This is a genomic window from Chitinispirillales bacterium ANBcel5 (assembly GCA_029688955.1).
GTDB lineage: Bacteria > Fibrobacterota > Chitinivibrionia > Chitinivibrionales > Chitinispirillaceae > Cellulosispirillum > Cellulosispirillum alkaliphilum.
Window position 1 is genome coordinate 37,247 of sequence record JARUKZ010000025.1, and the last position, 25,826, is coordinate 63,072.

General features: G+C 40.8%; 19 protein-coding genes. 14 read left to right on the forward strand and 5 right to left on the reverse strand.

Annotated elements, in window-relative coordinates; genetic code table 11:
- Positions 1 to 93: 93 nt before the first annotated feature.
- Together QA601_13235 and QA601_13240 are read left to right on the forward strand one after the other, a co-directional pair.
- Positions 94 to 966 carry a hypothetical protein gene (locus QA601_13235; protein ID MDG5816050.1) on the forward strand — a complete coding sequence of 291 codons (873 nt, stop codon included), beginning with the start codon at positions 94 to 96 and terminating at the stop codon, positions 964 to 966.
- Positions 956 to 2,407 (forward strand): NAD(P)/FAD-dependent oxidoreductase, encoded by a 1,452-nt coding sequence (locus tag QA601_13240; protein MDG5816051.1) that lies wholly within the window; start codon positions 956 to 958, stop codon positions 2,405 to 2,407. Before QA601_13235 ends, QA601_13240 begins: the two co-directional genes overlap by 11 nt.
- 95 nt (positions 2,408 to 2,502) lie before the next feature.
- Here QA601_13240 and QA601_13245 read toward each other — a convergent pair whose 3' ends face one another.
- Positions 2,503 to 3,207: a DUF3592 domain-containing protein gene (locus tag QA601_13245; protein MDG5816052.1), complete on the reverse strand. Its 705-nt coding sequence runs from the start codon at positions 3,205 to 3,207 to the stop codon at positions 2,503 to 2,505.
- A gap of 413 nt (positions 3,208 to 3,620) precedes the next feature.
- Between QA601_13245 and QA601_13250 the strand changes: the two genes are divergently transcribed.
- From QA601_13250 to malQ, 4 genes are all read left to right on the forward strand, one after another.
- Complete coding sequence (locus tag QA601_13250) at positions 3,621 to 5,147, forward strand: mechanosensitive ion channel family protein (GenBank protein MDG5816053.1); 1,527 nt, start codon at positions 3,621 to 3,623, stop codon at positions 5,145 to 5,147.
- A gap of 326 nt (positions 5,148 to 5,473) precedes the next feature.
- Positions 5,474 to 5,926, forward strand: coding sequence for a hemerythrin domain-containing protein (locus tag QA601_13255; GenBank protein ID MDG5816054.1), 453 nt, complete (start codon positions 5,474 to 5,476; stop codon positions 5,924 to 5,926).
- Between the two features lie 940 nt (positions 5,927 to 6,866).
- Positions 6,867 to 10,220, forward strand: coding sequence for a maltose alpha-D-glucosyltransferase (gene treS, locus QA601_13260; GenBank protein MDG5816055.1), 3,354 nt, complete (start codon positions 6,867 to 6,869; stop codon positions 10,218 to 10,220).
- Positions 10,221 to 10,239: 19 nt separating this feature from the next.
- Entirely contained in the window at positions 10,240 to 11,736 is a 1,497-nt protein-coding gene (gene malQ / locus QA601_13265) for a 4-alpha-glucanotransferase (protein ID MDG5816056.1), read from the forward strand.
- A gap of 1 nt (position 11,737) precedes the next feature.
- Here malQ and crtI read toward each other — a convergent pair whose 3' ends face one another.
- Positions 11,738 to 13,234: a phytoene desaturase family protein gene (crtI, locus tag QA601_13270; GenBank protein ID MDG5816057.1), complete on the reverse strand. Its 1,497-nt coding sequence runs from the start codon at positions 13,232 to 13,234 to the stop codon at positions 11,738 to 11,740.
- Positions 13,235 to 13,798: 564 nt separating this feature from the next.
- On the opposite strand from crtI, the gene QA601_13275 reads away from it, so the two are divergent.
- Both QA601_13275 and QA601_13280 read left to right on the forward strand, forming a co-directional pair.
- Positions 13,799 to 16,411, forward strand: a complete 2,613-nt coding sequence (locus QA601_13275; GenBank protein MDG5816058.1) for a glycoside hydrolase family 9 protein — start codon at positions 13,799 to 13,801, stop codon at positions 16,409 to 16,411.
- Between the two features lie 121 nt (positions 16,412 to 16,532).
- Entirely contained in the window at positions 16,533 to 18,038 is a 1,506-nt protein-coding gene (locus QA601_13280; GenBank protein MDG5816059.1) for a GntR family transcriptional regulator, read from the forward strand.
- 11 nt (positions 18,039 to 18,049) lie between these two features.
- On the opposite strand, the gene QA601_13285 is transcribed toward QA601_13280, so the two are convergent.
- A complete protein-coding gene (locus tag QA601_13285; GenBank protein MDG5816060.1) occupies positions 18,050 to 19,009 on the reverse strand; it encodes a DUF523 and DUF1722 domain-containing protein in 960 nt (319 codons plus the stop codon).
- A 100-nt stretch (positions 19,010 to 19,109) separates the two neighbouring features.
- The gene (locus QA601_13290) at positions 19,110 to 19,748 is read right to left on the reverse strand and encodes a SagB/ThcOx family dehydrogenase (GenBank protein ID MDG5816061.1); all 639 of its coding nucleotides are present in this window, start codon (positions 19,746 to 19,748) and stop codon (positions 19,110 to 19,112) included.
- 749 nt (positions 19,749 to 20,497) lie between these two features.
- Here QA601_13290 and QA601_13295 point away from each other — a divergent pair.
- The 6 genes from QA601_13295 to QA601_13320 all read left to right on the forward strand — a co-directional run bounded on the left by QA601_13295 (position 20,498) and on the right by QA601_13320 (position 24,537).
- A complete protein-coding gene (locus QA601_13295) occupies positions 20,498 to 20,899 on the forward strand; it encodes a hypothetical protein (protein MDG5816062.1) in 402 nt (133 codons plus the stop codon).
- A 12-nt stretch (positions 20,900 to 20,911) separates the two neighbouring features.
- Positions 20,912 to 22,087 (forward strand): ABC transporter permease, encoded by a 1,176-nt coding sequence (locus QA601_13300; protein MDG5816063.1) that lies wholly within the window; start codon positions 20,912 to 20,914, stop codon positions 22,085 to 22,087.
- Positions 22,080 to 22,745: an ABC transporter ATP-binding protein gene (locus QA601_13305; protein MDG5816064.1), complete on the forward strand. Its 666-nt coding sequence runs from the start codon at positions 22,080 to 22,082 to the stop codon at positions 22,743 to 22,745. Before QA601_13300 ends, QA601_13305 begins: the two co-directional genes overlap by 8 nt.
- Positions 22,726 to 23,667, forward strand: coding sequence for a hypothetical protein (locus QA601_13310; protein ID MDG5816065.1), 942 nt, complete (start codon positions 22,726 to 22,728; stop codon positions 23,665 to 23,667). The genes QA601_13305 and QA601_13310 overlap by 20 nt, the downstream gene beginning before the upstream one ends.
- On the forward strand, positions 23,621 to 24,190 hold the full coding sequence (locus QA601_13315; protein MDG5816066.1) for a hypothetical protein: 570 nt from the start codon (positions 23,621 to 23,623) through the stop codon (positions 24,188 to 24,190). The genes QA601_13310 and QA601_13315 overlap by 47 nt, the downstream gene beginning before the upstream one ends.
- A gap of 71 nt (positions 24,191 to 24,261) precedes the next feature.
- Positions 24,262 to 24,537 carry a hypothetical protein gene (locus QA601_13320; protein MDG5816067.1) on the forward strand — a complete coding sequence of 92 codons (276 nt, stop codon included), beginning with the start codon at positions 24,262 to 24,264 and terminating at the stop codon, positions 24,535 to 24,537.
- 354 nt (positions 24,538 to 24,891) lie between these two features.
- Here the strand turns inward: QA601_13320 and QA601_13325 are convergent, their stop codons facing one another.
- The gene (locus QA601_13325) at positions 24,892 to 25,500 is read right to left on the reverse strand and encodes a class I SAM-dependent methyltransferase (GenBank protein ID MDG5816068.1); all 609 of its coding nucleotides are present in this window, start codon (positions 25,498 to 25,500) and stop codon (positions 24,892 to 24,894) included.
- Between the last annotated feature and the right edge of the window lie 326 nt (positions 25,501 to 25,826).

A 25,826-nucleotide genomic window follows, 5' to 3' on the forward strand; every position in this document is an offset into this window, starting at 1 on the left:
CCCGGTTTACCCCAGGGCATATTATCATTCCTTTATTTAGAGCACCACTTCTTAAAAAGTTCCTGTATAATTTTTGAGGGAAAATTATTTAAAATGAGTTTAAGTGAATTTTTACAACAGGAAAATATTTTCCGTACGGCTCTCAGTGGTTCATCCGAAAAACTGAAAAATGATATACTCAAAGCCGGGGAGAAATGGTTCAAAGACAACCCTGCAGAGAGTGAAATTATAAAAGAAAACCTTTTATCTTTTGGATTTCAATCCAACTCTGAACTCTTAAGGAGCATAGAAAAAAACATCACATTGCACTATTACGAAAAATTTCTTGGACTATGCCTTAAGCCAGTTGAATTTAAATCCTATCTTAGAAATCATATACTGGGAGAAGATTCAATTGCCAAGCTCCAGAATTCGCTTAAATCTAACAGAGCAGTATTTTTAGCTTCAGGCCATTTCGGTGCAGTTGAGTTTATTATCCCATACCTTGCTTCTTTTAATCTTCCTGTATCAGCTGTTTTACGTTTCAAAACTGAAAGACTTTCAGAAACTGTTCACAATCAGGCCCAGGCTATGACCAAAGGTGGTGAGTTTGGAAAGATTGGTTTGATTGAAATCGGTAAACCTGGAAGCCCGGCAGCCCTCGAAATGGCATCTGTTTTAAGAAAAAAAGAAATATTGTTGAGTATGTTTGACGAAAAAACAGAATACAGTAAGCCAGTTTCACTGTTGAATAAAGAGGTTTGGGGCGGAGCTGGTATAGATAGAATACTACGTTTCAGCGGCTCAGATATCGATTTGTATTCAGCTTTTATGGTCCGCGAGGGTGATGAGCAATACAGATTAACCTTAAATAAAGCTGATTTGGAAGATCCATTAAACTCTCTGTTTGGCTCTCTTGAACAGCTTGTTACCAAACATCCACATCAATGGTACTTTCTTCACGAGGAGATACCTTTTGTCAAATAAGTATGATGCTATTATTGTAGGCTCGGGAATTGGCGGACTTACATGCGGAGCATTTTTGGCTCGTGCAGGATTAAAAGTTCTTGTGCTTGAACAACATTTCCAGATCGGCGGCTACACCCACAGCTTTAAAAGACGTGGCTTTTGCTTTGAATCAGCAGTGCACTCTGTTCCTATGTCAGAAAATGGAATGGTAATGCATTATCTTAAGCTACTGGGAGTTGCAGATTCAGTAAAAGCAATACCTCTTAACTCCATGTACACTTCAATGTGGCCCGATTATGCATATACTATGCCCGCAGATCTGGAAGAACTGAAGGCAAACCTTATCAAAGATTTTCCTTCAGAAAAAGATGGTATAACAGCACTTCTTGATTCTATGTGCTCTTTTTATAGCTCTGTAATCGCGCCGGTGAAAGAGGGTGAACTTGATGAGCTAAAAATATACAGAGCCTTTCTCAATAAACACATGAACCAGTCATATAAAGAGTACCTTGATTCTTTTGTAAAAGATGAAAAACTAAAAAGAATCTTCTACTCTCAGTGGCCCTTTGGAGGAACACCCCCGTCACAGGCTCCTGTAGCCTTTTACGTGCTGATGTTTATCATGCATGTCATGGAAGGATCCCATTATATGGAAGGTGGTTTCTGCAAACTCGCAGAAACACTGGCTTCTGTTATCACCAATAATGGCGGTGAAGTCCTTACCAGAAAAAAGGTTATTAAAATCGAAGTTGAAGACGGGCTTGCAAAAAGAGTTATTACCGAAAAAGGAGATCTGTTTGATGCTGATCTTATAGTCTCAAATATGAGTCCCTATGTTTTACACAGAAATATTCTCGATGAGAAGCACAGAAACAAACTGTGGTTAAGGCGATTGAATAATCTTAACCCCTCTGTATCTTCTGTTATTATCTACTTGGGATTTTCAGCACCGATAGACCACATAATTAAGGATAACATTACCTTCTGGTATGCACATGATGATGATGACGCGATATTTGAAAACACAAACACTATTGACGTCACAGAACCAGACCACCTGGTCTTTCTTAATTCAGCTCATGACAGTGCCGGACCAACGCTTACAATCATGAGTTTTATAAGACAGTCCTGTTCTCAGAACTGGAAGGAAGATAAAAAAACTTATGCCCAGAAAATGCTTGATAAAACATTCAAATTATTCCCTGAAATGAGAGATCTTGTGTCCATAACTGTCACAGGCTCTCCAGACACATTTGAACGGTACACAGCCAACACTGGCGGAGCTTTGTATGGGTTTGAAAACACAAAAAGTATTTACGGAGAAGCTAAACTTCCCCTGAATACTCACATTAAAAACCTCTTCCAAACCGGCCATTGGGGTAAACCTGGTGGTGGTATCTGGAATGCAATGTTAAACGGATATAATGCGTACTTAACAATAAAAAAGAATAGAGAGTAGAATATTAAATATTCTCTATCCCTTTAAAAGCCCCTACCCTCTCCCTCGGGTTTTGGGGCTCTCCTTTTTCATTCCTGCTTAATTAAATTTCAACTTTATGCTTTTTTAGGAAAAGAAGAAACATCCATCCAATACTTTTTTAAATTCCTTGGGTCAGCTTTAACTAAGATCTCTTCTTTTAGATATTCAGATGGGTCATACCAAAAATTTTTGCTTTTAAAAACATGGATCTCATTAGTATCTGGATTTAACCACTGTGCCTTAATTACAAAAGGAGATCTGCCGTTCATGCGTATCGAAGTGTTGTATTCGATCCCTTTAATCTTAGCCATGATTTCTTTAGAGTAAGTGACAGCCCTTTTCTCTCTTAGATCATCCCTAATACCAAACCAATAAGAAATAATACCAAAGCCGGTAAATGAGATTGCAAAAATAGCAAGAAAAATTGAAACACCCCATAAATGCATAAACGAATCTGTAATCCGCGCGCTGTTAGGTTTGTCTGGTATATAACTCACTTCTACCATATCACCCATCCTTATAGTTCCAACAGATGATGAGGATTCAAATTGAATTGTTGTTCCAGTATTGTCCTTGAACTGAACAACCGGGTATCGAGTTGTTCTTGTGTAGCCATCAGAGTCTCTGCTTGTTCTTGTAGTAACATCAACAATTTGCCCCTGAGTGGTACTGGCATCCCTTATGAATGATTTTGTCATAGATACCGATACCACTAATCCAATCATTGAACCTACCCCGATTAAAAAGAAAATCGCCCCTGTCACTTTGAATGATTTCACATCACTACTCCTTACTAAAGTTAAGTCAAAGATATTTGACTGGCATATTTTACATGTGGAATGACTTCCACAAGAGGTTTATTTTTAATCTCCCTGTTAAGCAGGGAATCCAGTTATCCTACCCACCCATGACCAATAATACCTATAACAACAGTCCCCTTTATATGTCTATCCGGGCTCTTTTTCGCTCCTTTTACTCAGTATTAAGTATATAGTATAATAGAATTTCCTGATTCCAATCAATAAAAATCTACCTAAGTATAATCTCCCGTTGGTGGCACCTGAGGCTCTAATATCATATCTCCTCAGTTATTGCTCAGGATTACAGCTATTTTCATGCATTATAATCGTTATATTTGACACCCAAAGATTTAGTTTCTATTTTTACACTGTTCTTTAGAGGAGAAATACGCATGACAAAATTAGCCTATAGTAACAATAACTTACCTGTTTATGACTCGATTTCAACCAGTGAAGGGTATCTTCATAGTATAAGCAGATGGATTGCAGAATCAACTATACGTTTTATTGAGTGGTTTATATCGTTACTTGGCTTGAGAACAGAAGTTATTCTTGATAGCACTTTAGGCAATACCCTCCTTGCTTCAACGACCCTCTTTGTATTACTTGGGGCAATTGTGTGGATTTGCCGTTTATTACTTTACAGATATATTAGAAGCCATCACCATACAAGACATTACCTTATAATACGTTCATTGGTTAAACCATTTCAATTTCAAGTCTGGATTATTGGGGGATATGCAGCTATCTCTCCAATACTTATCTACCTCACTGAGCGGTATGAAACAACACTCCTGTTATCGACTGTTCATTTTTTGGTCTCAGGTTCACTGTTTATCTCTGTAGCCTGGTTTCTCAACACACTGTTACTTTATAGCCGCGCAAACATTGAAAAGTTTTTCAGGGATAAAGGGAATGTATGGGGTGAAGTCATCATCCCTTCACTTATCAAAAGCTTGCGCGTTACTATTCCTTTGTTAGCCACAATACTGTTTATAGAAACCATTAGTATTTCTGAAGGTCTTCAGACTTCTGTTAGTCGTATCTCTTCGATCCTTTTAATTACAATAGTCTTTTGGGTACTAACACAGATTGTATTGAGCTTTGATGATATTATTCTCAAAAAATACAAAATCACTGATTCTGATAACCTTAAGGCACGTCGGATCTACACTCAGGTTGCCGTGATTCAGAGAATATGCCTTGTCATGATTGGGTTTCTGTCTTTTGCTTCTATATTACTTCTGTTCCCCAATGTACGCCAATTTGGACAGACAATCCTTGCGTCTGCAGGGGTAGCAGGTCTGGTCATAGGTTTTGCAATGCAACGAACTCTTTCAAACCTTTTTGCAGGCATTCAAATCGCCTTCACCCAGCCCATAAGAATAGATGATGTTGTTATTGTAGAGAATGAATGGGGGTGGATTGAGGAGATAACACTTACCTATGTAGTGGTAAAAATCTGGGACTGGAGAAGACTTGTGCTTCCAATAAGCTACTTTATTGAACATCCATTTCAGAACTGGACCAGAACAAATGCATCTATAATTGGCAGCGTTGTAATGCATGTTGATTACCGCATCGATATTCCAGATCTTCGAGCTGCAATGGAAAAAGAAGTTAAAAAACATTCGCTGTGGGACGGTCGGGTATATTGTCTTCAGGTAATTGAGTGTAGAGAAAGAACAGTAGAAGTACGAGTGCTCCTCAGTGCAGCCGACTCCCCTAAAGCGTGGGACCTTCGATGCGACATTAGAGAAGCAATGCTTAGTTATATTCAAAACAATCATCCCCAATGTCTCCCTCAGATACGCATAGGACCTCAGATGCCACCCCATGGTAAGGAACGCGAACCTTCAAACAAAAGAACAGGTGAAGCACATCACTTGGATCTGGAACAGACCGCAGCAGCAGAATAGACCTCGTATTCTGTCTTGAGAGAATGTACATTTCAAGTGTGTGGTACATATTGCATTCAGTGTTGCTATAGTCGGTGGATTCTTCAACAAGATCATGTTAGGTGACACAAATACAAATGTGTATACAACTTTGTGTAATTTCAAACACACATCTCAACTAACTAACGTAAGATTTTTAGCCAAGGCTCCAGGTTTACTTTATATGTTGCAAAACTCACTTATATAAGTCATTTTAGCTCATTAACACGGAATAAGTATTGCTATATCATTGTATAAACATCTAATTTAAGTGTTAGGGCAATTTAAAACAGACCGGAGGGCTTTCTATGGTAGACGATATTCTTGATCAGATTCAATCGGAACATAAAATCATTCAAAATATTTTCGAACTGATTCTTGAAGAACCGATAAAAGATCAGCAGCAACAAAGTAATCTCTTTTCAGTTCTCAAAAAAAATTTGTTACCTCACATTAAAAGTGAAGAGAAGCTTTTTTACCCTCTCCTCACAGAACACAGCGACACCAAAGAAACGGCTTTGGAGGCACTTGAAGAGCACCGTGTAGCAGAAATGGTCTTGAAGGAGCTTGAACAAATGAGTCCTTCAGATGAGAGATGGATTGCAAAACTTACAGTACTAAGTGAATTTGTTAATCACCATATTGAAGAGAAAGAGGATGCGGTGTTTAAAGGTGCCAGAGACATAATACCTCAGGAGGAACGAATAAATATGCTTCAATCATTTGCAGAAAGTGAAGAATCAATGAAATCTACAATGTAAAACAAAGCCAGATATTTACATCACTGCCAATATAATTCCGCGATGGGCGAAATTGAAGTTATCATGTGGATCCAGGTGCGAAGCCTATTGGACCATTTCAGCCTTGGACAGCTTTTTTTCCTGCTGCTCTCAGCTCCCCTACCTTCTTTCTGTTACTGTACCACCATCCCTTCCCCTTTCAGCTACCCGGTATGAGTACCAAAATATTCCAGCAGCTCCTCCACGTATCAATCCAATCCGGGGTAAAAGAAAATAGAGATCAAAATTTTCTGGAATAGATGGAATAAGTCCGGATGCAGGTTGGGCCGGAGGTGGAAATACCAGAAAGCGTGAAAAACTGCTGCAAAAAGTTGTGTAATTACAACTCTTTTTTGGACTCCTAAGTCACTTAGAAATGAATATCACGACTCTTTTGAGGCTACCAAGGGGAGTGTATATTTTTTTGTGTAAATGGTTCTTTCGGTGATCACCCTAAAACGCCCTATTTCTCTTATCCCTACCCACTAAAAGCAGATAACCACAAATACAACCCAGGCCCAGGAGTAGCCATAACGTGCCCCTACTCCTGGGGTGAACAGTACCGATCCGCTTTCAACGGATGAAAGTTTCCAAAGAAAATTTGGACCCTACCCGGGCAAACCATAAAAAAAACCTTGTCGGGGTGGTGGAGAAAATGACCGAATACTGCGGGTCTGCTCAATCTCTTTTTCCTTTTTTTATAGGATAAGGGAAAAAAAATGGTGCAAAACTTACGCCAATTCGTACATAAAAATAGGAAGTTGGTGTGATATGTTTAAGAGAAAAGCATCCCTGCAAACATTTGACATCACCCTTTTCAGTTTGTATCATTATATTATATTTAATGACTGAAATATTTGCTGTACTCCACAGGAACCAGCTCAGTAACCTACCTGTTTTCATAACTCTGGAGCTCTATTGCATGCCTAATAAGACTAATCCATTACTGATTAATGATCCTCACTGGTATAGAGAAGCCGTTATCTATCAACTTCATGTGAAAGCATTTTCAGATCAAAATGGTGACGGAATTGGTGATTTTCCTGGTTTAACCCAAAAATTGGACTACATACAATCCCTTGGTGTAACCGCTATCTGGATACTTCCATTTTACCCCTCACCATTACGTGATGATGGTTACGATATCGCCGATTACACCAATGTGCACCCCTCTTATGGTACAATGAGAGATTTTAAGATCTTCCTAAAAGCCGCACACAAACGTGGTCTGCGAGTGATCACCGAGCTTGTTTTAAACCATACCTCCGATCAGCATGAATGGTTTAAGAAGAGTCGTCACGCTCCACCTGGTTCGTACTGGAGGGATTTTTATGTATGGAGTGATACGGCCGAGAAGTACAAAGATGCCCGCATAATTTTTAAGGATTTTGAAAGTTCTAACTGGAGCTGGGACTCAACTGCACAGGCATATTTCTGGCATCGCTTCTACTCCCATCAGCCCGATCTCAATTACGACAACCCCGCAGTTCACCAGGAGATGCTTCGGGTGATCGATTTTTGGTTTGACCTGGGCGTGGATGGTATGCGCCTTGATGCTGTTCCCTATCTTTATGAAAGAGATGGTACCAATTGTGAAAACCTTCCCGAAACTTTTGAGTTTTTAAAAAAGATTCGGGCACATATCGATTCAAGATACAATGATAAAATGCTTTTAGCTGAAGCTAACCAGTGGCCCGAGGATGCAGCCAAGTACTTCGGCACCGGAGATATGTGCCATATGGCGTTTCATTTTCCTATAATGCCCCGAATGTTTATGGCGCTGCAGATGGAGGACTGGTTTCCGCTGGTAGACATAATGGAGCAGACAAAACCGATCCCACAACCATGCCAGTGGGCAATATTCTTACGAAATCACGATGAATTGACTCTTGAAATGGTCACTGATGAAGAACGTGACTACATGTATCGCTGTTACGCTAATGATCCCACAGCAAGAATTAATCTTGGCATACGACGTCGCCTTGCCCCTCTTCTAAGAAACAGTCGCAGACGCATAGAGATAATGAACATCCTTCTATTCTCCATGCCAGGTACACCAATTGTCTATTATGGTGATGAAATCGGTATGGGTGATAATCATTACCTTGGAGATCGAAACGGCGTTCGAACCCCAATGCAGTGGAATGCAGATCGAAATGCCGGATTTTCTCTTGCAAACCCCCAACGCCTCTATCTGCCTGTTATAATTGATCCTGAGTACCACTATGAAGCCCTCAACGTAGAAACACAGGAGCAGAATACTTCATCTTTACTATGGTGGATGAAGCGAGTTATCTCCATGCGACGCAAATACAAGGCTTTTGCCACAGGTGAAACTGAATTTATTAAATCAGATAATGCTAATGTTTTAACATTCACACGCAAAACAGAATCAGAAACAATACTGGTTATTGTAAACCTGTCACGGTTTTCTCAGGCAGTATCTCTTGATTTAACTGAATACACCGGGTATGTTCCTGTAGATGTATTTAGCGGAAACCGTTTTCCTGCGATTCGCGATTCAAATTACATTGTAACCATGGGTTTCCATGATTATTTCTGGTTTGTACTCGAAAAAGAGGAAAAGTTTGAGAAACTTGGCCGTAAGTACACCCTCCCGGAATTCACAATAAATAAATGCTGGACTGAGCTTTTTAACGGACATCAGGCTGCAATGATCGAAAAGCATATATTGCCCTCATACCTGCAGGCCAGAAAAACTGCCGGCTGCAAGCACTTACCAGTACTGGAGGCGCGAATAACCGAACAGTTCATCTCCGAAAACGGCGAGGGTAAATTGCTTTTGTTATTTATTTTGGTTAAGTATCCTAAAGGTGTTAATAATCTTATCTTACTGCCTCTGAGCGCGTGTTCAGCAGATTCTATCGAATCTGCTGTTCAGGGTAATACGGGTATGATTGTTGCCAAATTCGGTGGTGATAAATCTGGTTATATATATGACTGTGCCTTTGATCAAAGGCTCCATCAGCTTTTTTTCAAACTTATGACTTCTCCACGCCGTCTCCAGGGATTAAATGGTTTCATAACAGGACATAACAGTGGTGAACGCCAACTTAAATCCAAAATTAAAGATCTCAATGGAGCCGTTGAAGTAATTAAAACAGGCCCCAACAATTCTTCCTTCAGTTACAATGACATGTTCCATTTCAGACTGTATCGTCAACTTGATGAAGGTATCAGGCCTGATGTGGAGATAACCAGATTTCTTTCCCAAAAAACTGGTAGAATATCTCCTATCCCTTCCTTTATGGGAGCACTCGAGTACAGGGGTGATAAACACTACATTGTAATAGGAGTCTTAAGCAAGTATGTCAGCAATACCGGTACTGCGTGGTCGCTCTCTCTTGATGCAGCAGTGAACTTTTTTGAATCCATAATCGCTCAAAAAATACATTCACGTCAACCACCACCAGTTAATTATTCACTACTGGACGCAAATCCCTCTGCTGCGCCACAGCATATCGATGATCTAATTGGCGCTTTCAGTCATAAAGTTCGGCTTATGGGTACCAGAACCGCGGAGCTTCATCTTGCACTGGCATCGGAAAAAAGTGACCCTAGCTATTGTCCCGAACCTTTTACTTTTCTGTATCAGCGATCACTTTATCAGTCTATGAGAACTACCTCGAGAAGGATAATTACTCAGTTGCGAAAGAAACTACACTCTCTACCTGAGTCTTTAAGTGTTCATGCTAAAATAATTACAGATAACGAACGCCTTATTTTGCAGCTATTTGAGCTTCTTTTAACAATGAGACCCTCTTCAAGCAAAACCAGAATTCATGGGGACTACAGACTCGACCAGCTGCTTCATATAGGAAACGATTTTGTAATCAAAGATTTCGCTGGTCAAGCACATACAGCTCTGAGTGAAAGACGTCTTAAACGCTCACCATTAAGGGATGTGGCAGGAGTAATCAACTCTTTCCATTGTGTCGCGCTTACAGCACTTTACCGTTCACAAAAAATGCTTCCTGTTGCACAGGATAATCTTCATCGCTGGGCAGATCTGTGGACAGTTCATATGGTAAACCTTTTCCTCGACTCCTATCTCGAAAAAATAGGGGAATCATCAATACTTCCTTCGAGAAAAGATGAACTCTCACGGCTGCTTAAGTTATTTCTGGTTGAGAAATCATTAACTGAACTGGACCGGGCACTCAGATCAGATGAGAGTGAACTGGCAGTTGCAATACGAGCAGTGACAACTGCCATTAACACAGAGACAAACGTACATTCTTTAACCGGTTCCTGAAAGAACTAAAGGAGTTTAAATGTATACCAGAGGAAGTGGCGTACTAATGCACATCACATCACTACCTTCAATCCATGGTATCGGAGACCTTGGACCTCAAGCGTACAGGTTTGCTGATTACCTTAGTGATGTTAAACAAAAGTACTGGCAAATGCTCCCGCTCAATGCAGGAAACCCCACTAATGGTGAATCCCCCTACTTTAGCAGCTCAGCTTTTGCAGGAAATCCGCTGCTGATAAGTCTGGAACTGCTTGCCAGTGAGGGGCTATTGGATGATAAAGAGATATCGCCAATAAAGTGTGATGATGAAAGCAAAATTTCTTTTGAAGAGGTACGTTCTTTTAAATTTCCCCTTCTGGACAAAGCTTATTTAAATTGGCAAGAGTCTAAAAAGCAGAAAGCTGAGTTCTACTCTTTCTGCAACGATAACTCTCATTGGCTCGACAACTATGCCCTCTTCATAATTATCGGCGAAAAAATGGGAACATACACCTGGCATAAGTGGCCCAGGCCACTACGGGATAGAGAATCCAAAGCACTTAAAGAAATCGCTGATGAGCATTGCCAACAAATTGAAAAGGTTAAATTTTTTCAGTTCCTTTTCTTCTCTCAACTTAAAGCTTTAAAAAAGTATTGCCATAATTTAAAGATCTCTATCATAGGAGATCTTCCCATTTACGTTTCTTACGAAAGCACAGACGTGTGGGAAAATAAAGAGCTGTTTAAATTAAATGAAGACGGTATACCGGTAGCAATTTCAGGTGTTCCGCCTGATTACTTCAGCGAAACCGGGCAACTCTGGGGTAACCCTGTATACAACTGGGACAACCTGAGCGCATCCCGCTATGACTGGTGGATACGACGTATGGAGATGCTTTTTCTTCAGTTTGATATCGTACGGATAGATCATTTCAGAGGTCTGGTACAGTACTGGGAAGTACCGGCAGGTGAAGAGACCGCAATCAATGGTAAATGGGTTGATGTTCCCACAAGTGATTTTCTGGATACAATGAAGAGCCATTTTAAAACATTTCCGGTGATTGCTGAAGACCTGGGAATTATAACTCCCGATGTTGTCGAAGTGATGAACAGATACGGTTTCCCGGGGATGAAAATTTTGCAATTTGCGTTTTCTGAAGATACATCTGATAATCCCTATTTGCCTCATAACTATCCAAGGAACAGTTTAGTTTACACCGGCACTCATGACAATAATACCACCGTTGGTTGGATTAAAAACGATCTTGATAAAAAAGGGATGAAGCGGGTGTGTCAGTATATTGGATTTACCCCTCAAGAGGATGATTTACCTGAACACATAATCCGTCTTGCACAATCATCAGTAGCCGATATTGCAGTTGTTCCCGTTCAGGACCTGCTTAAACTTGATGAAAAAGCAAGAATGAATCACCCGGCCTACAAGTTTGGCAACTGGAGATGGCGGGCAACCAGAGAACAGATTGATTCTCTGCCAAAAGACAAATTTGCCCGTATGGTTTCTACTTACGGCAGATAGCTCAGAGAGGTATCTGCTTTTCAATTAGTTTTGAAGTAATTCGTGCGGATTCAAAAATCGTGGGGAGTCCGGAACCCGGATGGGTTCCCCCTCCTACCAAATAACACCTTTTCGCCTCTTCAAAACTATTACGTGGTCTGAAATACAGCATCTGCCTAAGATTATGCCCCAAATTAAACGTGGCTCCAAGAAACACATTGTATCTGGCCTCCCAATCTGCCGGAGTAACGATCTTTTCCTGTACTATATGCTTTTCGATATCAGTCATGGAAGTTCTCTTTTTTATGATTTCAAGCGTTTGCTTCCTAAATTCAGCCTTTTCGTTCTCATCCCATTCTAATAAATCTTTTCTGTTTGAAACTGGCACAAGCACATAGAGTGCAGAATGCCCCTTAGGAGCCAGTGTAGAATCGGTGATACTAGCGTTGCGAACATAAAAAGAGTAATCATTTCCAAGTTTCTGATGTTTCACTATTCTGTCCAGGTTATCTTTATAATCTTTAGAAAAGATAATCTGATGATGTGGTTCGTTATACAATTTATTAAGACCCAGATAGAGCATAAATGTTGAGCAGGAAAAACGTTTTTTGTCTCTTAGTACCGATGGTTTCCATTTTTTCAGAAAACCATCTTCAAAAAGACTTTGCATAGAATAGCCAAAATCGGAACCGATCACCACTGCATCGGCCTGAACACTTTCTCCGTTTTCAAGAACAACTCCACCTACAGTTCTGGTTTTAGTATCGGTTATGATCTTCTTCACCGGAGTAGAGAGTCTTATATCTGCCCCCTCTTCACGTGCAACCTTCTCCATGGCGTGAGAAATACGATGTAATCCACCCTTTACATGATCAATACCATAGGCATATTCTATATACGGTATGATAGAAAAAGCCCCCGGACACTCCCATGGTGACATCCCAAGATACTTTGATTGAAAAGTAAATGCTACTCTTAGGTGCTCATTATTAAAGTATGTGCTAAGAAGAGCATACAGCGATCGAGTTAGTGAAAGATGAGGAATAGCCCTGATAAAATCTTTGGACAAAAATGCAGAGAATTTTGAATAAGGCTTTTGAAGACATGGGTACATATGGTCATAACGGGATGATTCCCGTTTGAAAAACCGGGCTATAGAGTGTTCGTTTCCAGGAAAGAAGTGATTGATCTCTTCCTGTAGTTTTATTTTGTCCTGTGATGTATGCAGGATTACATCAGGAAAGTTTAGCTTATACATCGGGCTTAATTTAATCAGATCAAGATAATCTTCAATATTTCTTCCTGCTTCATGGAAAAGCTCTTTTAATATAAAGGACATCATCAGAAATGTTGGGCCTGCATCAAAATGGTACTTCCCAAGTTCAAAACCACTGTTTCTGCCCCCCACTCTGCTTGCTTTTTCAAGCAAAGTAACTCTGTACCCCTTATAACTCAAAAGCATTGCAGCACTTAAACCACCCGGTCCCGCTCCAATTACACATATATGCTTCTTTCCCATTATGGCTACCCTAAGATAAAAAACATTACTATGGTTATCACTAATAGGATTATAATGCAGAAAAAGTGCCACAAATAGGTTTATGTTGTGTTATCAAAACAGGCAAAAATAAGAGTAATAATAGCATTTCTAAACCCCACGCTCTCTTTTTTAACGAAATAACACCATTTAACGCCCCCCTGATGTTTGGTGCTATGTTGCAGATTTACTCTGGTCATTGTCGTAAAAACGTACCCTATTTTCCATAAAACAGTTTAGTGGTGAGGCATTACAGTTTGTTCTGTTCTTTTCCCCACTATAATGGTATACTAAAAAAGCAGCAGCAATAAGCTGACAACTGCTTTAGGAAACGTATGCAAAAAACGTTTTATGAATTGTTTTTAGTACGGTTAAAGTGTATCTTCACGCAAGACTCGATTATAACAATTATAACACTAGTATGCCGAGCCCACACACAAACCACCCCCTATTTTGAAACCTATAAACTAAATTAGTAACTAAAGTGGTATAGATGTCCAGTGTGTTTTTTGAATTATTTCAGTATTGAGAAAGGGGCTGTTCTACATGTCTGGAAAAAAAATAGGATCGATAATTTTAGCCACAGCAGTGTTTTCGCTTTTGTATGGCTCACAAAACGATTTCAGGATAAACCAAATAGGGTACTATCCTGAATACAGGAAATTAGCTATTATAATCGAAACACAGGAGAGCAGCTTTTCTGTTGTCGATGAATCTGAGGAAGAAGTATTCACAGGTGAGCTTTCTGAAGAGAAGGAGTGTGATTTCACTGGCGTGAGCTTAAAGCATGCTGATTTTTCCCAATTCACTGAAGAGGGAGTATACAGGCTTTATGTTGCGGATAAAGGATATTCCCATCCCTTTAAAATCGATTCCAGAGTATTAAATGATGTAGCCAAAGCTTCTCTTAAAACATTCTATTTCCAACGGGCTTCTATGGAGCTTGAGGAGCAGTATGCCGGGATCTATGCCCGACCAGCCGGGCACCCCGATGATTCGGTCTTATTTCATCCTTCAACCGGCAAACCAGAAGACACCCCTCCCAGACCATCTGCCGGTGGTTGGTATGATGCAGGTGATTATGGAAAATATGTGGTAAACTCAGGTATTACCATGGGTACAATGCTTAGTTTTTATGAAAATTTTCCCGAATATTTCCATGATGGTTCAATGAACATTCCTGAGTCTGGCAATGGAATACCAGATATCCTCGATGAGATTAAGTATAATGCAGACTGGATGAGAACGATGCAGGATGATGATGGTGGTGTTTTTCACAAAATGACTTCACTTCGGTTTGATGGAACAATAATGCCACATGAATCAACAATGGACAGATATTTTATCGGAATATCTACTCCCGCTACCCTTCATTTTGCCGCCGTGATGGCCATGATGGCAAGAATATATGAACCATTTGACAGTACTTATGCCCGTGAGTGCCTTGAGCAGGCTGAAAGGGCCTGGGTGTGGGCCGATTCAAACAGAACCATAGATTTTGAGAATCCAAGTGATGTTGGAACTGGTGAGTATGGTGGTAATAACATTAATGGAGCCTTTAACTGGGCCGCAGCAGAGCTTTTTATTACCACGGGTAAGGAAATCTATAAAGAAAGGGTTGATTGGGAATATTCAAGACTTCCCGGGTGGGCAAATGTTCATTCAATGGCAGCCTTGTCCCTGGCAACAATCCCCAATAGTCTTGATGAAGACCAACTTAATGAAAGCCGTGCTTCAATTATAAGCAGAGCTGAAGGTTTTTTGAATTTTCTTGACAATCCATTTAGAACTCCTTTGAATATGTTTATCTGGGGCTCCAATTCCTTGGCCGCAAATGTTGGAATAGCATTCATTTATGCCTACCTAGTCAGTGATGATGAAGTCTTTTTAGAAGGTGCTTTGGAAATAGCTGATTATCTACTGGGTAGAAATGCCACCGGATATTCTTTCATTACCGGGCATGGATTCAAAACACCACTTCACCCACACCACAGACCTTCAGCTTCAGATGGGATTACTGAACCAATCCCCGGATTCATTGTAGGTGGTCCTAATGGTGGAGCTGATATTTATAACGATGTCTATTCCGACTTTCGCACCAATGAAGTTGCCATAAACTGGAATTCCCCTGCAACTGTTTTGTTTGCAGCACTTGACCACCTGATGGGTGACAGTACTAAATCTGAAGTTGAAGAGCATTTACTACTTGTGTCATCTGTGGGCCCCGGTAGAATAGAAATTGAACCTGATCTTGATGTTTATGACTCAGGAATGGAAGTAACCTTCACTGCAATACCGGGTAGCGGAGAACCGTTTATGGGGTGGTCCGGAGCACTTGGTGGTGATGATACTGTAAGGACCATTATTGTTGACCGTGACATGAGAATTTCAGCAACCTTTGGGGTTCCCGCGGGTGAACAGGTAGCTAACGGGGACTTCTCTGATGGTCTTAACAGGTGGACTTTAGGTACCAGTCTTGGTGGTGTAGGATCTCCATCCGTTACTGATGGTGAGTACCATCTTTCTATTACAGATGGTGGTACAGAAGAGTGGAGTCTGCAGATTGTTCAGACAGGGATACAGCTCATCGAAGGAGTTACCTACGAATTTAGGTTTGATGCCTATGCTGATGAAGAGCGTACTCTAATTGCAGATATTGCTATGTCAGCCGCTCCATGGTCCAGTTATATCACTGGAGTTAGCAATCAGGTAGATTTAGGCACAGAAAAAACAACCTATTCGATTGTTTTCACACCAAACTCATCCGATATGGGTGCAAGAATAACATTCAATGCCGGGCTTTCTGATGCTGACATATACCTTGACAATGTAAGCCTCGATATTCATGACCCAAGTTCAGTAAGAGATAATTTCAGACAATCCCATATCGCGCAAAACTTTTCTGTAAGCAGACGAGGCAATAGCATCGTTGCAGATTTGGTTATTGTTGAGCCACAAAGCTCTACCCTTAGACTTTATAATGCATCGGGACGTCTTGTTGCTGATCTGAGTTCAGAATTAAGAACCAAAAAGGCAGGAAGAAACAGTATCACAATCAATAAAAAACTCGGTTCCGGTTTATACCTGATTCGCTATTTTGATGGAAACAATACTATGACCGGTTCATTGCGTCACGTTCGTGGCACAGTGAGCAGATAGACTTCAATGTTTTCCTGCAGAAGAAAGAACTCTTCTGCAGGTTACTGATTCACTTATTAATTGTATTAACATGTAGCTTTGAAGTAAATTTCTTAGATCACCTTATTCCAGTTATATAAAGATGAAAAATTCCAATCCGGCAATCACCAAAGCGTCAAACTACCTCAATACCATGCTTCAAAAAGGGGTGTGGAAACCTGGAGATAAACTGCCCAGTATCAGAATGCTGGCTAAATCTGCAGGGGTTAGTCCTGTTCCGATGTGGCGAGCCGTTAATAGCCTCGCAGATGATGGAACATTGGAAGTAATCCAGGGTAGTGGAGTAAGGGTGAAGCCCTATCCTGAAGAACCCAGTGCGCAAATCAGAAAGGGGTGGGTCGGACTGCGGGATCGCATTCATAAAGATATACTTTGTGGCTTTTACCCACCTGATAGCCTTATGCCTACTTTAAAGGAGATGAGGGTGCATTACGGTGTCAGTTTCCGTACCTTAAAAAAAGCACTGGACAATCTTGAGGGTTCGGGCAGTATTACCCAGGAATTCAGGACCTACCGTGTCGTATCATTCTCATCCCAAAAAGCTACCGCCAAAATTGTACTGCTTGGGTGGTGCCATCCCCAGGTTGAGATGCAGACCAGAACCCCCTGGGGAGAAGAGTTTCTAAGAACTTGTGAAAACTTGTGCTCAGGAATGCGACTAAATCTCTGCATCTATAACTATAGCCTGGAAAATGGTGTTCTACTATATAAAGATCAGGAAGGTAATAAATCAAGCATTTTAAATACCGATGATACTGTTGTAGGGTATCTTCTCTGGGCACAAAGTCCCGATGAACTTTATCGGGAAGTTATAAGCCGCCTCAACCATTTTAAAAAACCGGTTGCGGTACTCCAGGAGGGATCACAACTTCGAGTTTCTGACCTCCTCAAGCACAATCGCTCAATGAAAATCTTCTCAATAGCCACAGGTACCAAAGCTGCCCAGAACGTTGCAACATTTCTCGTTGAAAATGGTCACAAAAAAATAGCCTACATTTCTCCCTTTCATAAAAGTGACTGGTCTAAAGCTCGCTACCACGGACTCCAGGAGATTTATAGTCGTTTAGGTTCAGATGGTAATGTTTACCCATTTACTATCGACAGCTACGGTCTCAGCCATGAATTCAGAGACGCGATAAAACACCCGGATCAAATTTTAAAAGAAATAATGCCAACCCTCACTCATAACAGTTTTCCTGAACGAATGATCAGCTCGATTTATAAAATGGGCCCCACAATTCACAGAAAAATGGAAGTTGAGGTGGTACGGGCTTTCATGCAACCTCTGCTAACTAAAGCCCTTCAAAATGAAGACTGCACAGCCTGGGTCTGTGCCAGCGACTACGCCGCATTCATTGCAATGGATTTTCTGGATCAGAACAATAAAAAAATCGCCTTAATTGGATTTGATGACACATTTGAAGCTTTCAGGCGTGGCCTCACATCTTATAACTTTAACATCCGTGGATTGGTGCAGGCGATGCTTTCCTACATTATCAACCCAAGCTCCGAAAGTATTACCAAAAGTTCAGGTGCTTTTGAAATAGAAGGGATGCTGGTAAAGCGCAGAACAAGTTTTAAAGTATAACACCACTAGCCTTAAGCGCAACTACGCAATTTGAGTTCCGCGGGATAGGGATTAAAATAGTACTGTCGTTCAAGGTAGCTTTTATTATACTTTTCAATGTAATGATTCAGCAATGTCAATGGTACTATAAGCGGTACCAGAGTACGGTGATACAGCACAATCAACTCATTTAGCTCCCGTTTCTCTTCACCACTAAGCTCTTTTTTAAAGTATCCAGCAATGTGGTATAATACATTAACGTGTTTGTTTACGCTTGCTTGGGTATCAAGGATATCCATAACCTTACCTATGTACTCCTTAGAAAGCAGTGTAATATCCCTGTTTCCCCCATTGGCCACCAAACTACCAAGTTCTCTGGCTTTAACAGGGCTATGTGCCATAAAAATGAGCTTATGATCAGCATGCCACTCTGTTATCGCATGCATTGTAAGAGGTTTGGCTGTAAGCTCCAGCCATCGTGCATAGATAAATACCCTTTCAACAAAACTTTCCCTTATCTGGCTGTTATGAAGGCGCCCCTCGTCTTCTTTTGGAAGGATCGGAAATGATGAGCTGAAGCTGGAGGCAAATACTCCTGCACTTTTTCGTCTAACCACCGCTCCCTTACAATAAATTTTTGTGTCCCTAAGCCCACAGCTTGGAGACTTACATTTAAATATAAATCCACACAAATCTTGTGTCGCCAACCACTCCTTTTTTTGATTGCTCCATTTTGCTATCTGCTCGGTTAAATCCTCTCCATCTTTTCTCCTTACGCGACTGCCACTCTTTGTTTCAAGTAAAAACATTCTTTCCCTTGGAACTCCAAGCCCGCATTCCACTTCAGGACAAACCGGTATCCATTGCACAAATCTGCCAAGTGTATCACGAAGATACCTATCAAGTTTGTGGTTACCATCATACCTTACCTTTTGGCCCAGCAGGCAGGCACTAATACCCAATCTGATCAGGGGCAAACGTTTTTCTTCCACCTCTCCTCCTCAGCGGCAAAACTAAAATTAACTAATCAAAACTATGCCAAAAAAAGAGAACAGGAAAATTTAATTGTTACTTCAGGCAAACTCACATTATTCAATCAATATATCCCACAGGATGGCTTAGCAGCACCACCTGAGAGTCTTTGAGATTTAGACGCCTATGAAGCGCCTCAGCATCAAGCATTCCAATTACAACTGTTCCCATTCCGTTTCCAGAACAGAAAAGTGAGATGTTCTGAGAAACAATTCCGGCATGCATTGCTGCATACTGAGCGTGTTCGGCTTCATTGCCACGAGAGTAGCGGGACATATCCGAAACAATAAGTACCGTAACGGGTGCAGTACCCACAAAGCCCTGTATTCCAGCTTCTGATCGTATGTCACCCCTAAGCACAGGATCAAGTACATTAGCAAATGCATCGTAATGATAAACACCATCTTCTGTGAAGATATAGAGATCGATATCCTGAACATTGAATGCCGTTGGAGCTGTGCGTTTTCCCTCTTCGGGACGGTTTACACCATTGGCAGCCCACAGCAAATCACTTATGTCCTGATCACTCAGTTCCCTGTCACTCCACTGACGAACAGATCTTCTCTGGGCCAAAGCCTGCATTATCGCCTCTCCCCTCTCTGTATCGGGTGTATTAAGCTCTATTGGTTCCAAATCCTGTGCAAAGAGGGAACCTGTCATGATAATACTTACCAGTATGGTTAAAGCACCTAACTTCATAAAACTCACTTCCTTTCATAAAAAGTATTTCCCTTAAAAATGGTTACCATCCATATTTGCAAGGCAATAACAACCAGAACGGTTAGTTTTACCCCCAAAAGCACCAGAGAATTTGGCAATGGATGGCTTCCTATTTTAACACAAATATATGCTTTGGGCGTTTCAGAGAGATTATTGAAAAAAAAATTGGCTTGTTCACTATTTAGATGTTATATTTGAGCTATGAATTACAAAAAATGGCTTAAATCTGGCAAACAAACAAAAAAGCACTACCTTCTGCCTGTTTTTATATTGCTATTAAGCACATTCCCTGCTTTATGTTGTGATAGTGCCAAAGAGAATAACCATTGTTCGGAGAGGGTAGAGTGTTGCTCTCAACAACAGTGTTGTCATTTCCAGAACGACTCCAGTTGTATATCCTGCTCAAAACACAATGATACCTCTGAGAGTACAAAAATTGATACACAACACCATGCTTACATTTTGCATTCCTCAGCCAAACTCACTGAAGACTTTTGTAGTGCTTATTGCTTTTCTGCACTAATATCACAGTCACCGATTAATTCACACAATATATCCCTCCATATACCATTTACAATCCTCTTGATTTGATACCTTCAGCTTCCTTCTACAGTAGTAGTTGTAGTTCTGGTTTACAAAAAGTCGATAATTTCAACTTGTAAGAGAATCACTATTATACTTATAGGTCATGTGTATTAGTGTACTTACCATTTCTTCAGAGGAAAAAAATGAAAAACTCAATACCTTTATTAAAAAAATACAAATTTTTAGCACTCATTTTGATAATAGCACTATCTTCATTTGTTTATTTATTTGCTGGCTCTTCAAAGCAAACCGAGCATTACGGAGAATCGGTTCCTGCCGATGCAGAAGTGGTCGCACTCAGTGACATTATTTCAGACCCCGACCAGTATCATGACAAAAAAGTGGTGATGGAAGGTGTGCTAACCGGACAGTGTGCATCTCTGTGTAAGTTCAATTACAGTGAGGGCAATGATGTAACAGTAGTTCACCTCAGCGGTTTCAAAGCACCACGGTTAGCAGTAGGTACAAGGGTAAGAATTTACTCCCGAATTACCGCTGGTGAAAATCGCTTTGTAATAACAACCACCGGTCTTGAATTACTGTAAGGAGCGTTAATCATGAATTTTTTCAGTTTAGCAATAAACAACATAAAACGTAGTCCGGTTCGGGCAATACTTACCGCTATGAGTGTATTGGTTTCTGCAGCGACATTAATCATAGTTCTGTCACTGGACAAGGGTTACTCTTCGGCAGTAAGTAATGATTTGCGAGAAAATACCGGCATTCATCTTTTTGTAACCCGTGAAGGATGTCCCATTGAAGCAGCATCTGTTATTGCTCAGGGCGGATTAAGCCCTGTCTATGTGGATGAGACATTAGTAGACAAGATAAGACAGGTTCCAAATGTGGAGGATGTCTTACCATTTAAACTATTTGCTATCACTACCGATGACGGCATGCGTACAGATATTTTCATGGGAGTTACTGAATCTATTCTAGAAATCAGACCAGATTGGAAAATTGCAAGGGGTGGTTGGTTTGAAGAGGAAAACTCTGTTATCCTTGGTGCTGAGGTGGCCCTTATCGAACAGCTTGGGATAGGTGACCGCATGTATTCCGAACATTTTGATAAGGAGTTTGTAGTAAGTGGTATTCTTGAAAGCAATCTGACACAGGATGATGGTGCCTTTTTTCTCCCACTCCAAAGTTCTTTGGAACTGGTAAACAGAAAAGGGAGACTTTCTGCAATAGCAATTAAACTCAATGACATTTCCTACATGGACCAAACACGCAGTGAACTGCAGGCAATGGTTCCGGAAGAATACTACATAGTAGGTTCCAAGGAGCTTAGTGATGGAATTCTTCAGTTCTTTGGATCTACACGGGTAATAATGTTTGTTATGGTATTGGTAGCGTTTATTATTGCCGTTTTTGGAATAATTAACACTATGCTCATGTCGGTGCTTGAGCGAAAAAAGGAGATCGCCTATCTTAAGTGTGTAGGTGCAGGAAGAAGTGATCTAATAAAGATGATTACCATAGAAACTTTAACTATCTGCATCATTGGTAGTGCAGCAGGAACCATCGCAGGTACACTTTTAAGTCCTGTGTTTGGCAATTTTATGAGACAATTTATAACGATCTTTGTCCCGGCAGGGTCGATCGTTCAAACTGATGTACGTATGGCTTTGATGGCTTTTGTTACCTGTTCGTTTGTAGGTATGGTCTGCGCTATCTATCCAGCCCTTAAAGCTGCCCGCATTGTCCCGATGGAGGTACTTAGAAATGAGTAAAATTATTGAACTTAAAAACATTAGCAAAATATACAACCGTGGATCAGAAACTGTACATGCAGTAAAAGACATTACATTTACCCTAAATAAAGGCGATTATGTCTCTGTGATGGGGCCATCTGGATCGGGCAAAACTACATTGTTAAACATTATGGGATGTCTGGATAAACCTTCAAATGGCAGTATTTTTATAAATGATACAGAAACATCAGACCTGCAGGAAAGAGATTTGGTCAATATCAGAAAAGAAAATATTGGATTTGTTTTTCAGCAGTTTTTTCTGATTCCAACTCTCACAGTGAAGCAAAATGTGCAACTGCCTGTTCTTTTTGCGAAAAAGAAGATAGATGATAAAAAAGCACGGGAGCTTCTTGAACTGGTTGGTCTGGGAAAACGAATGGAGCACTTGCCCTCTCAACTTTCAGGTGGAGAGATGCAAAGAGTAGCCATTGCCAGAAGTTTAATCAATGATCCTCCTATACTTTTGGCCGATGAGCCTACAGGTAATCTCGATACTAAAAACGCCAACAATATCATGTCTCTCTTTGAAAGACTTAATTCAAAGGGATTAACTGTCATTATCGTAACACACAACCCCGAACTGGTTAAACATTGTACAAAGGTGGTGCATATTGAAGATGGACAGATTAAAAATTAAAGCACTGCCCTTGGTACTGTTAGTACTGTTCTCGTCTGCTGATGCAATCTGGAATATCTCAACAGAGGGTGATTTCAGATATCATGGTAGTAGCAATGAGCACTGGGTTGGTGTTGATGCCCTGACCCTCGTTGCCCGCAAAGTCGTTTCAGACAGTAAAGGTGACAGGTGGGATTTTGGGCTAAACAGCGAAATTAGTGATAATTTTTCTTCCCTTGAGATTCATGAATTATACGCTAACCTGAAAGGGCCTTTAGGGAGGTGGAATATAACAGCAGGAAGAATGAGGCTTCCCTGGGGACTTATCCCCGAATACAGTACCTATCGATACCTTTTTGACACCAACGAGGAACAAACGCTTGGTTTCGAAAGTGACAATGGTATAATGTTTTCGGGAATAAGAGGAAGGGTCGATTATGGTATTGCCCTTACCCAGGGCTACGGAATGAAACTCGCACGAGGTGTGGGACACGGTCTTATAACAGGAAGACTGGGTTTCACGCTGGGAGAATTTGATGATTACATTCTCGGGGTTTCATCGGCTGTGGGAAGAGCAAACCAGGGTCATGGACATAACTCCGATTCGACGACATCTGCACAGAAGATACTCTCGGCTGTTGACTTTACACTGTATTCGGGGAGAGCTACAAGCCGTTCAGAAATCACAGCAGGAAAACATGATGATGATTTTCTGATTGGACTGTTCTCTTCCCTGGACTTTGCTCTCCGCCCTGTGCTTTCCTTAAACCTGGCCGGCTCTTTTGTAAGAGTCGGTCACCAAAATGAAGATTATTTATACACTGGATTTTCCTGGAACACCAGACTCCTTACGGTAAGGGGTGGTTATACCTATTCTTATTATGGAGAAACGCAACATGAAGTTTCACTACAGCTTTATAAGCTTTTTAATTTTGTTATTTAGCTCAAATGCTCTTTTTGCTCAGGAAGAATTTGTTTGTGTATGGAGAAATCCAGAACGCACAATGACTCGCATTTTCCCCGATGCAAGAGATTACCGTACTGTGGATTACAGAATCAGCCGGGAGCAGAGAAGGGCTATTGAAGAGAGGCTGGGCTCTCAGCTGCTCAGAGGCCAGCAAACTCAGTATCAAAACTATGAAATGATAGGTAATGATGGAGTAGTGATTGGCCATACTATAGCAGCATCGCAAAGAGGAGAATTTGGAGCAATAGAGTTTGTCTTTGGCCTTGATACGAATCTGGTCATTAAGGGAATCTATATTCAAAGAACCCGTGAAAGAAACACCACATTCAGAGAACGAGAGTTTCTCGATCTGTTTGTGGGAAAGGGTATTGAAGATATAGAAACAATAGAAGACCTCTATGAAGGTGAAAGTTCATATGGAACAGATGCTGTTATCCTTGGAATCAGAAAGGAGCTTATGACGTTTGATGAAATGGTGCTTAGACAGGAGGGTGAATAATAAACCCTTATTTCTTTGGCTTACCATAATGTAATACCCTATACCACTTAATCTTTTAAAAGGAGTAATGCATGAAAACTTTCGTTTTGGCTATAGCACTGTTAGTTGCATTGGTGGGTTGTACTGATTCTGAAACAGATAACGTACAGCCGGTTCAAACAGGGGAAAGTTCATCAACCATGGATGAAATGGAACATATGGATGATGAACATATGACTATGCATGAAACCATGATGGAAATGGGTTCTGAAATGATGGAATGCCATGATAGTGAAACTACTGATTTGGACGACTCCGCGCCGTCTTCTCCACAAGAAACAGAAGATGATCACGCAGCTCATCATTGAGGTAATAAACGGGCGTGAATTTCACGCCCACTATTATCGTTCTATTTCGGTCGTGTATTTAACCACTGTAGCCCAAAACAGGACCTGAACAGGTAAACACCCCCTTTTTTTCATATAATAACCTGTACATAGTAATTGACCTCTAACGCTGTACGCTTCATTGAAACGAATTATTGATCCGCATCCAATGATTTCCATATTCGCTGTATTAACCAAATATAATACCCTTATTGACTTACAATTTGGTTGGTTAATCTTATTTTCGACAAGTATTATATTTCACCAAAAGCTACTCTGTCCAACTCACAACAGAGCATCGAGCTATACTACCTGCTCTAAATGTATTTCTATGACTTACTTTTCTACCTGAGCAGTTAGTAACCTGAAAACACCAAAATAATAGCATTTTTCTTCGTGTATACGGAAATTAGCTTCGTTAAGCAACCGAGTGGTAGAACGGTTCAGATGATCACCAATAAGCGGAACAGACACATAGTTTAACCAATCAAACAAAATTGCTAAAGGGGTATGATCTGGTCTGACATGCTCTAACATATACAGTGTCCCTCCCGGTTTTAATACCCGCCCTATCTCTACTAAACCTTTAACGGGATTGTCTACCGTGCAAAAAACAAGAGAAGAGAGTACTGCAGGGAACCCGGAATCTTTAAAGGGCAGGTTTTCTATATCAAATGAACTGAAGGTTATAGTTATGCCTCTTGAAAGAGCTCTTCTTTGGGCATAACGCAGCATGGCCACACTTAAATCACCGGCAGTTAGTTGCACAGATGATTTGTAGTAATTGATGCTCCTGCCACTACCGATCCCTACTTCAAGGATTCTTTTCTCTTTTATTTTGCTGTGCAAAGTCTTCCTTACACTCGATAACAACAGTTCAAGTATTTTCTCCCCGTGCTCGTAAACAGGTGCAAAATTATCATATTTATCCCTGATTGTATTCACAATTATATCCCTTCTTAGATTCTTTCACCTAAACAGCTCTATGCAAATTGAGTTCCATGCATACGTTTCACAAGCGCTCTGTTTCTCTGCACAACTCAGTACCTTTTATACTGTACCCCGGATATATATGCCAAAGCCAGGCAGCTCTGTCTCAATGATTACCAGCATCAAGCACCTCAGAAACCTCTCAAAGAGGTGGTCACTATTCTCAGTGAGGTGGTCACTATTCTCAGTGAGGTGGTCACTATTCTCAGTGAGGTGGTCACTATTCTCAGTGAGGCGGTCTCTATTCTCAGTGAGGCGGTCTCTATTCTCAGTGAGGCGGT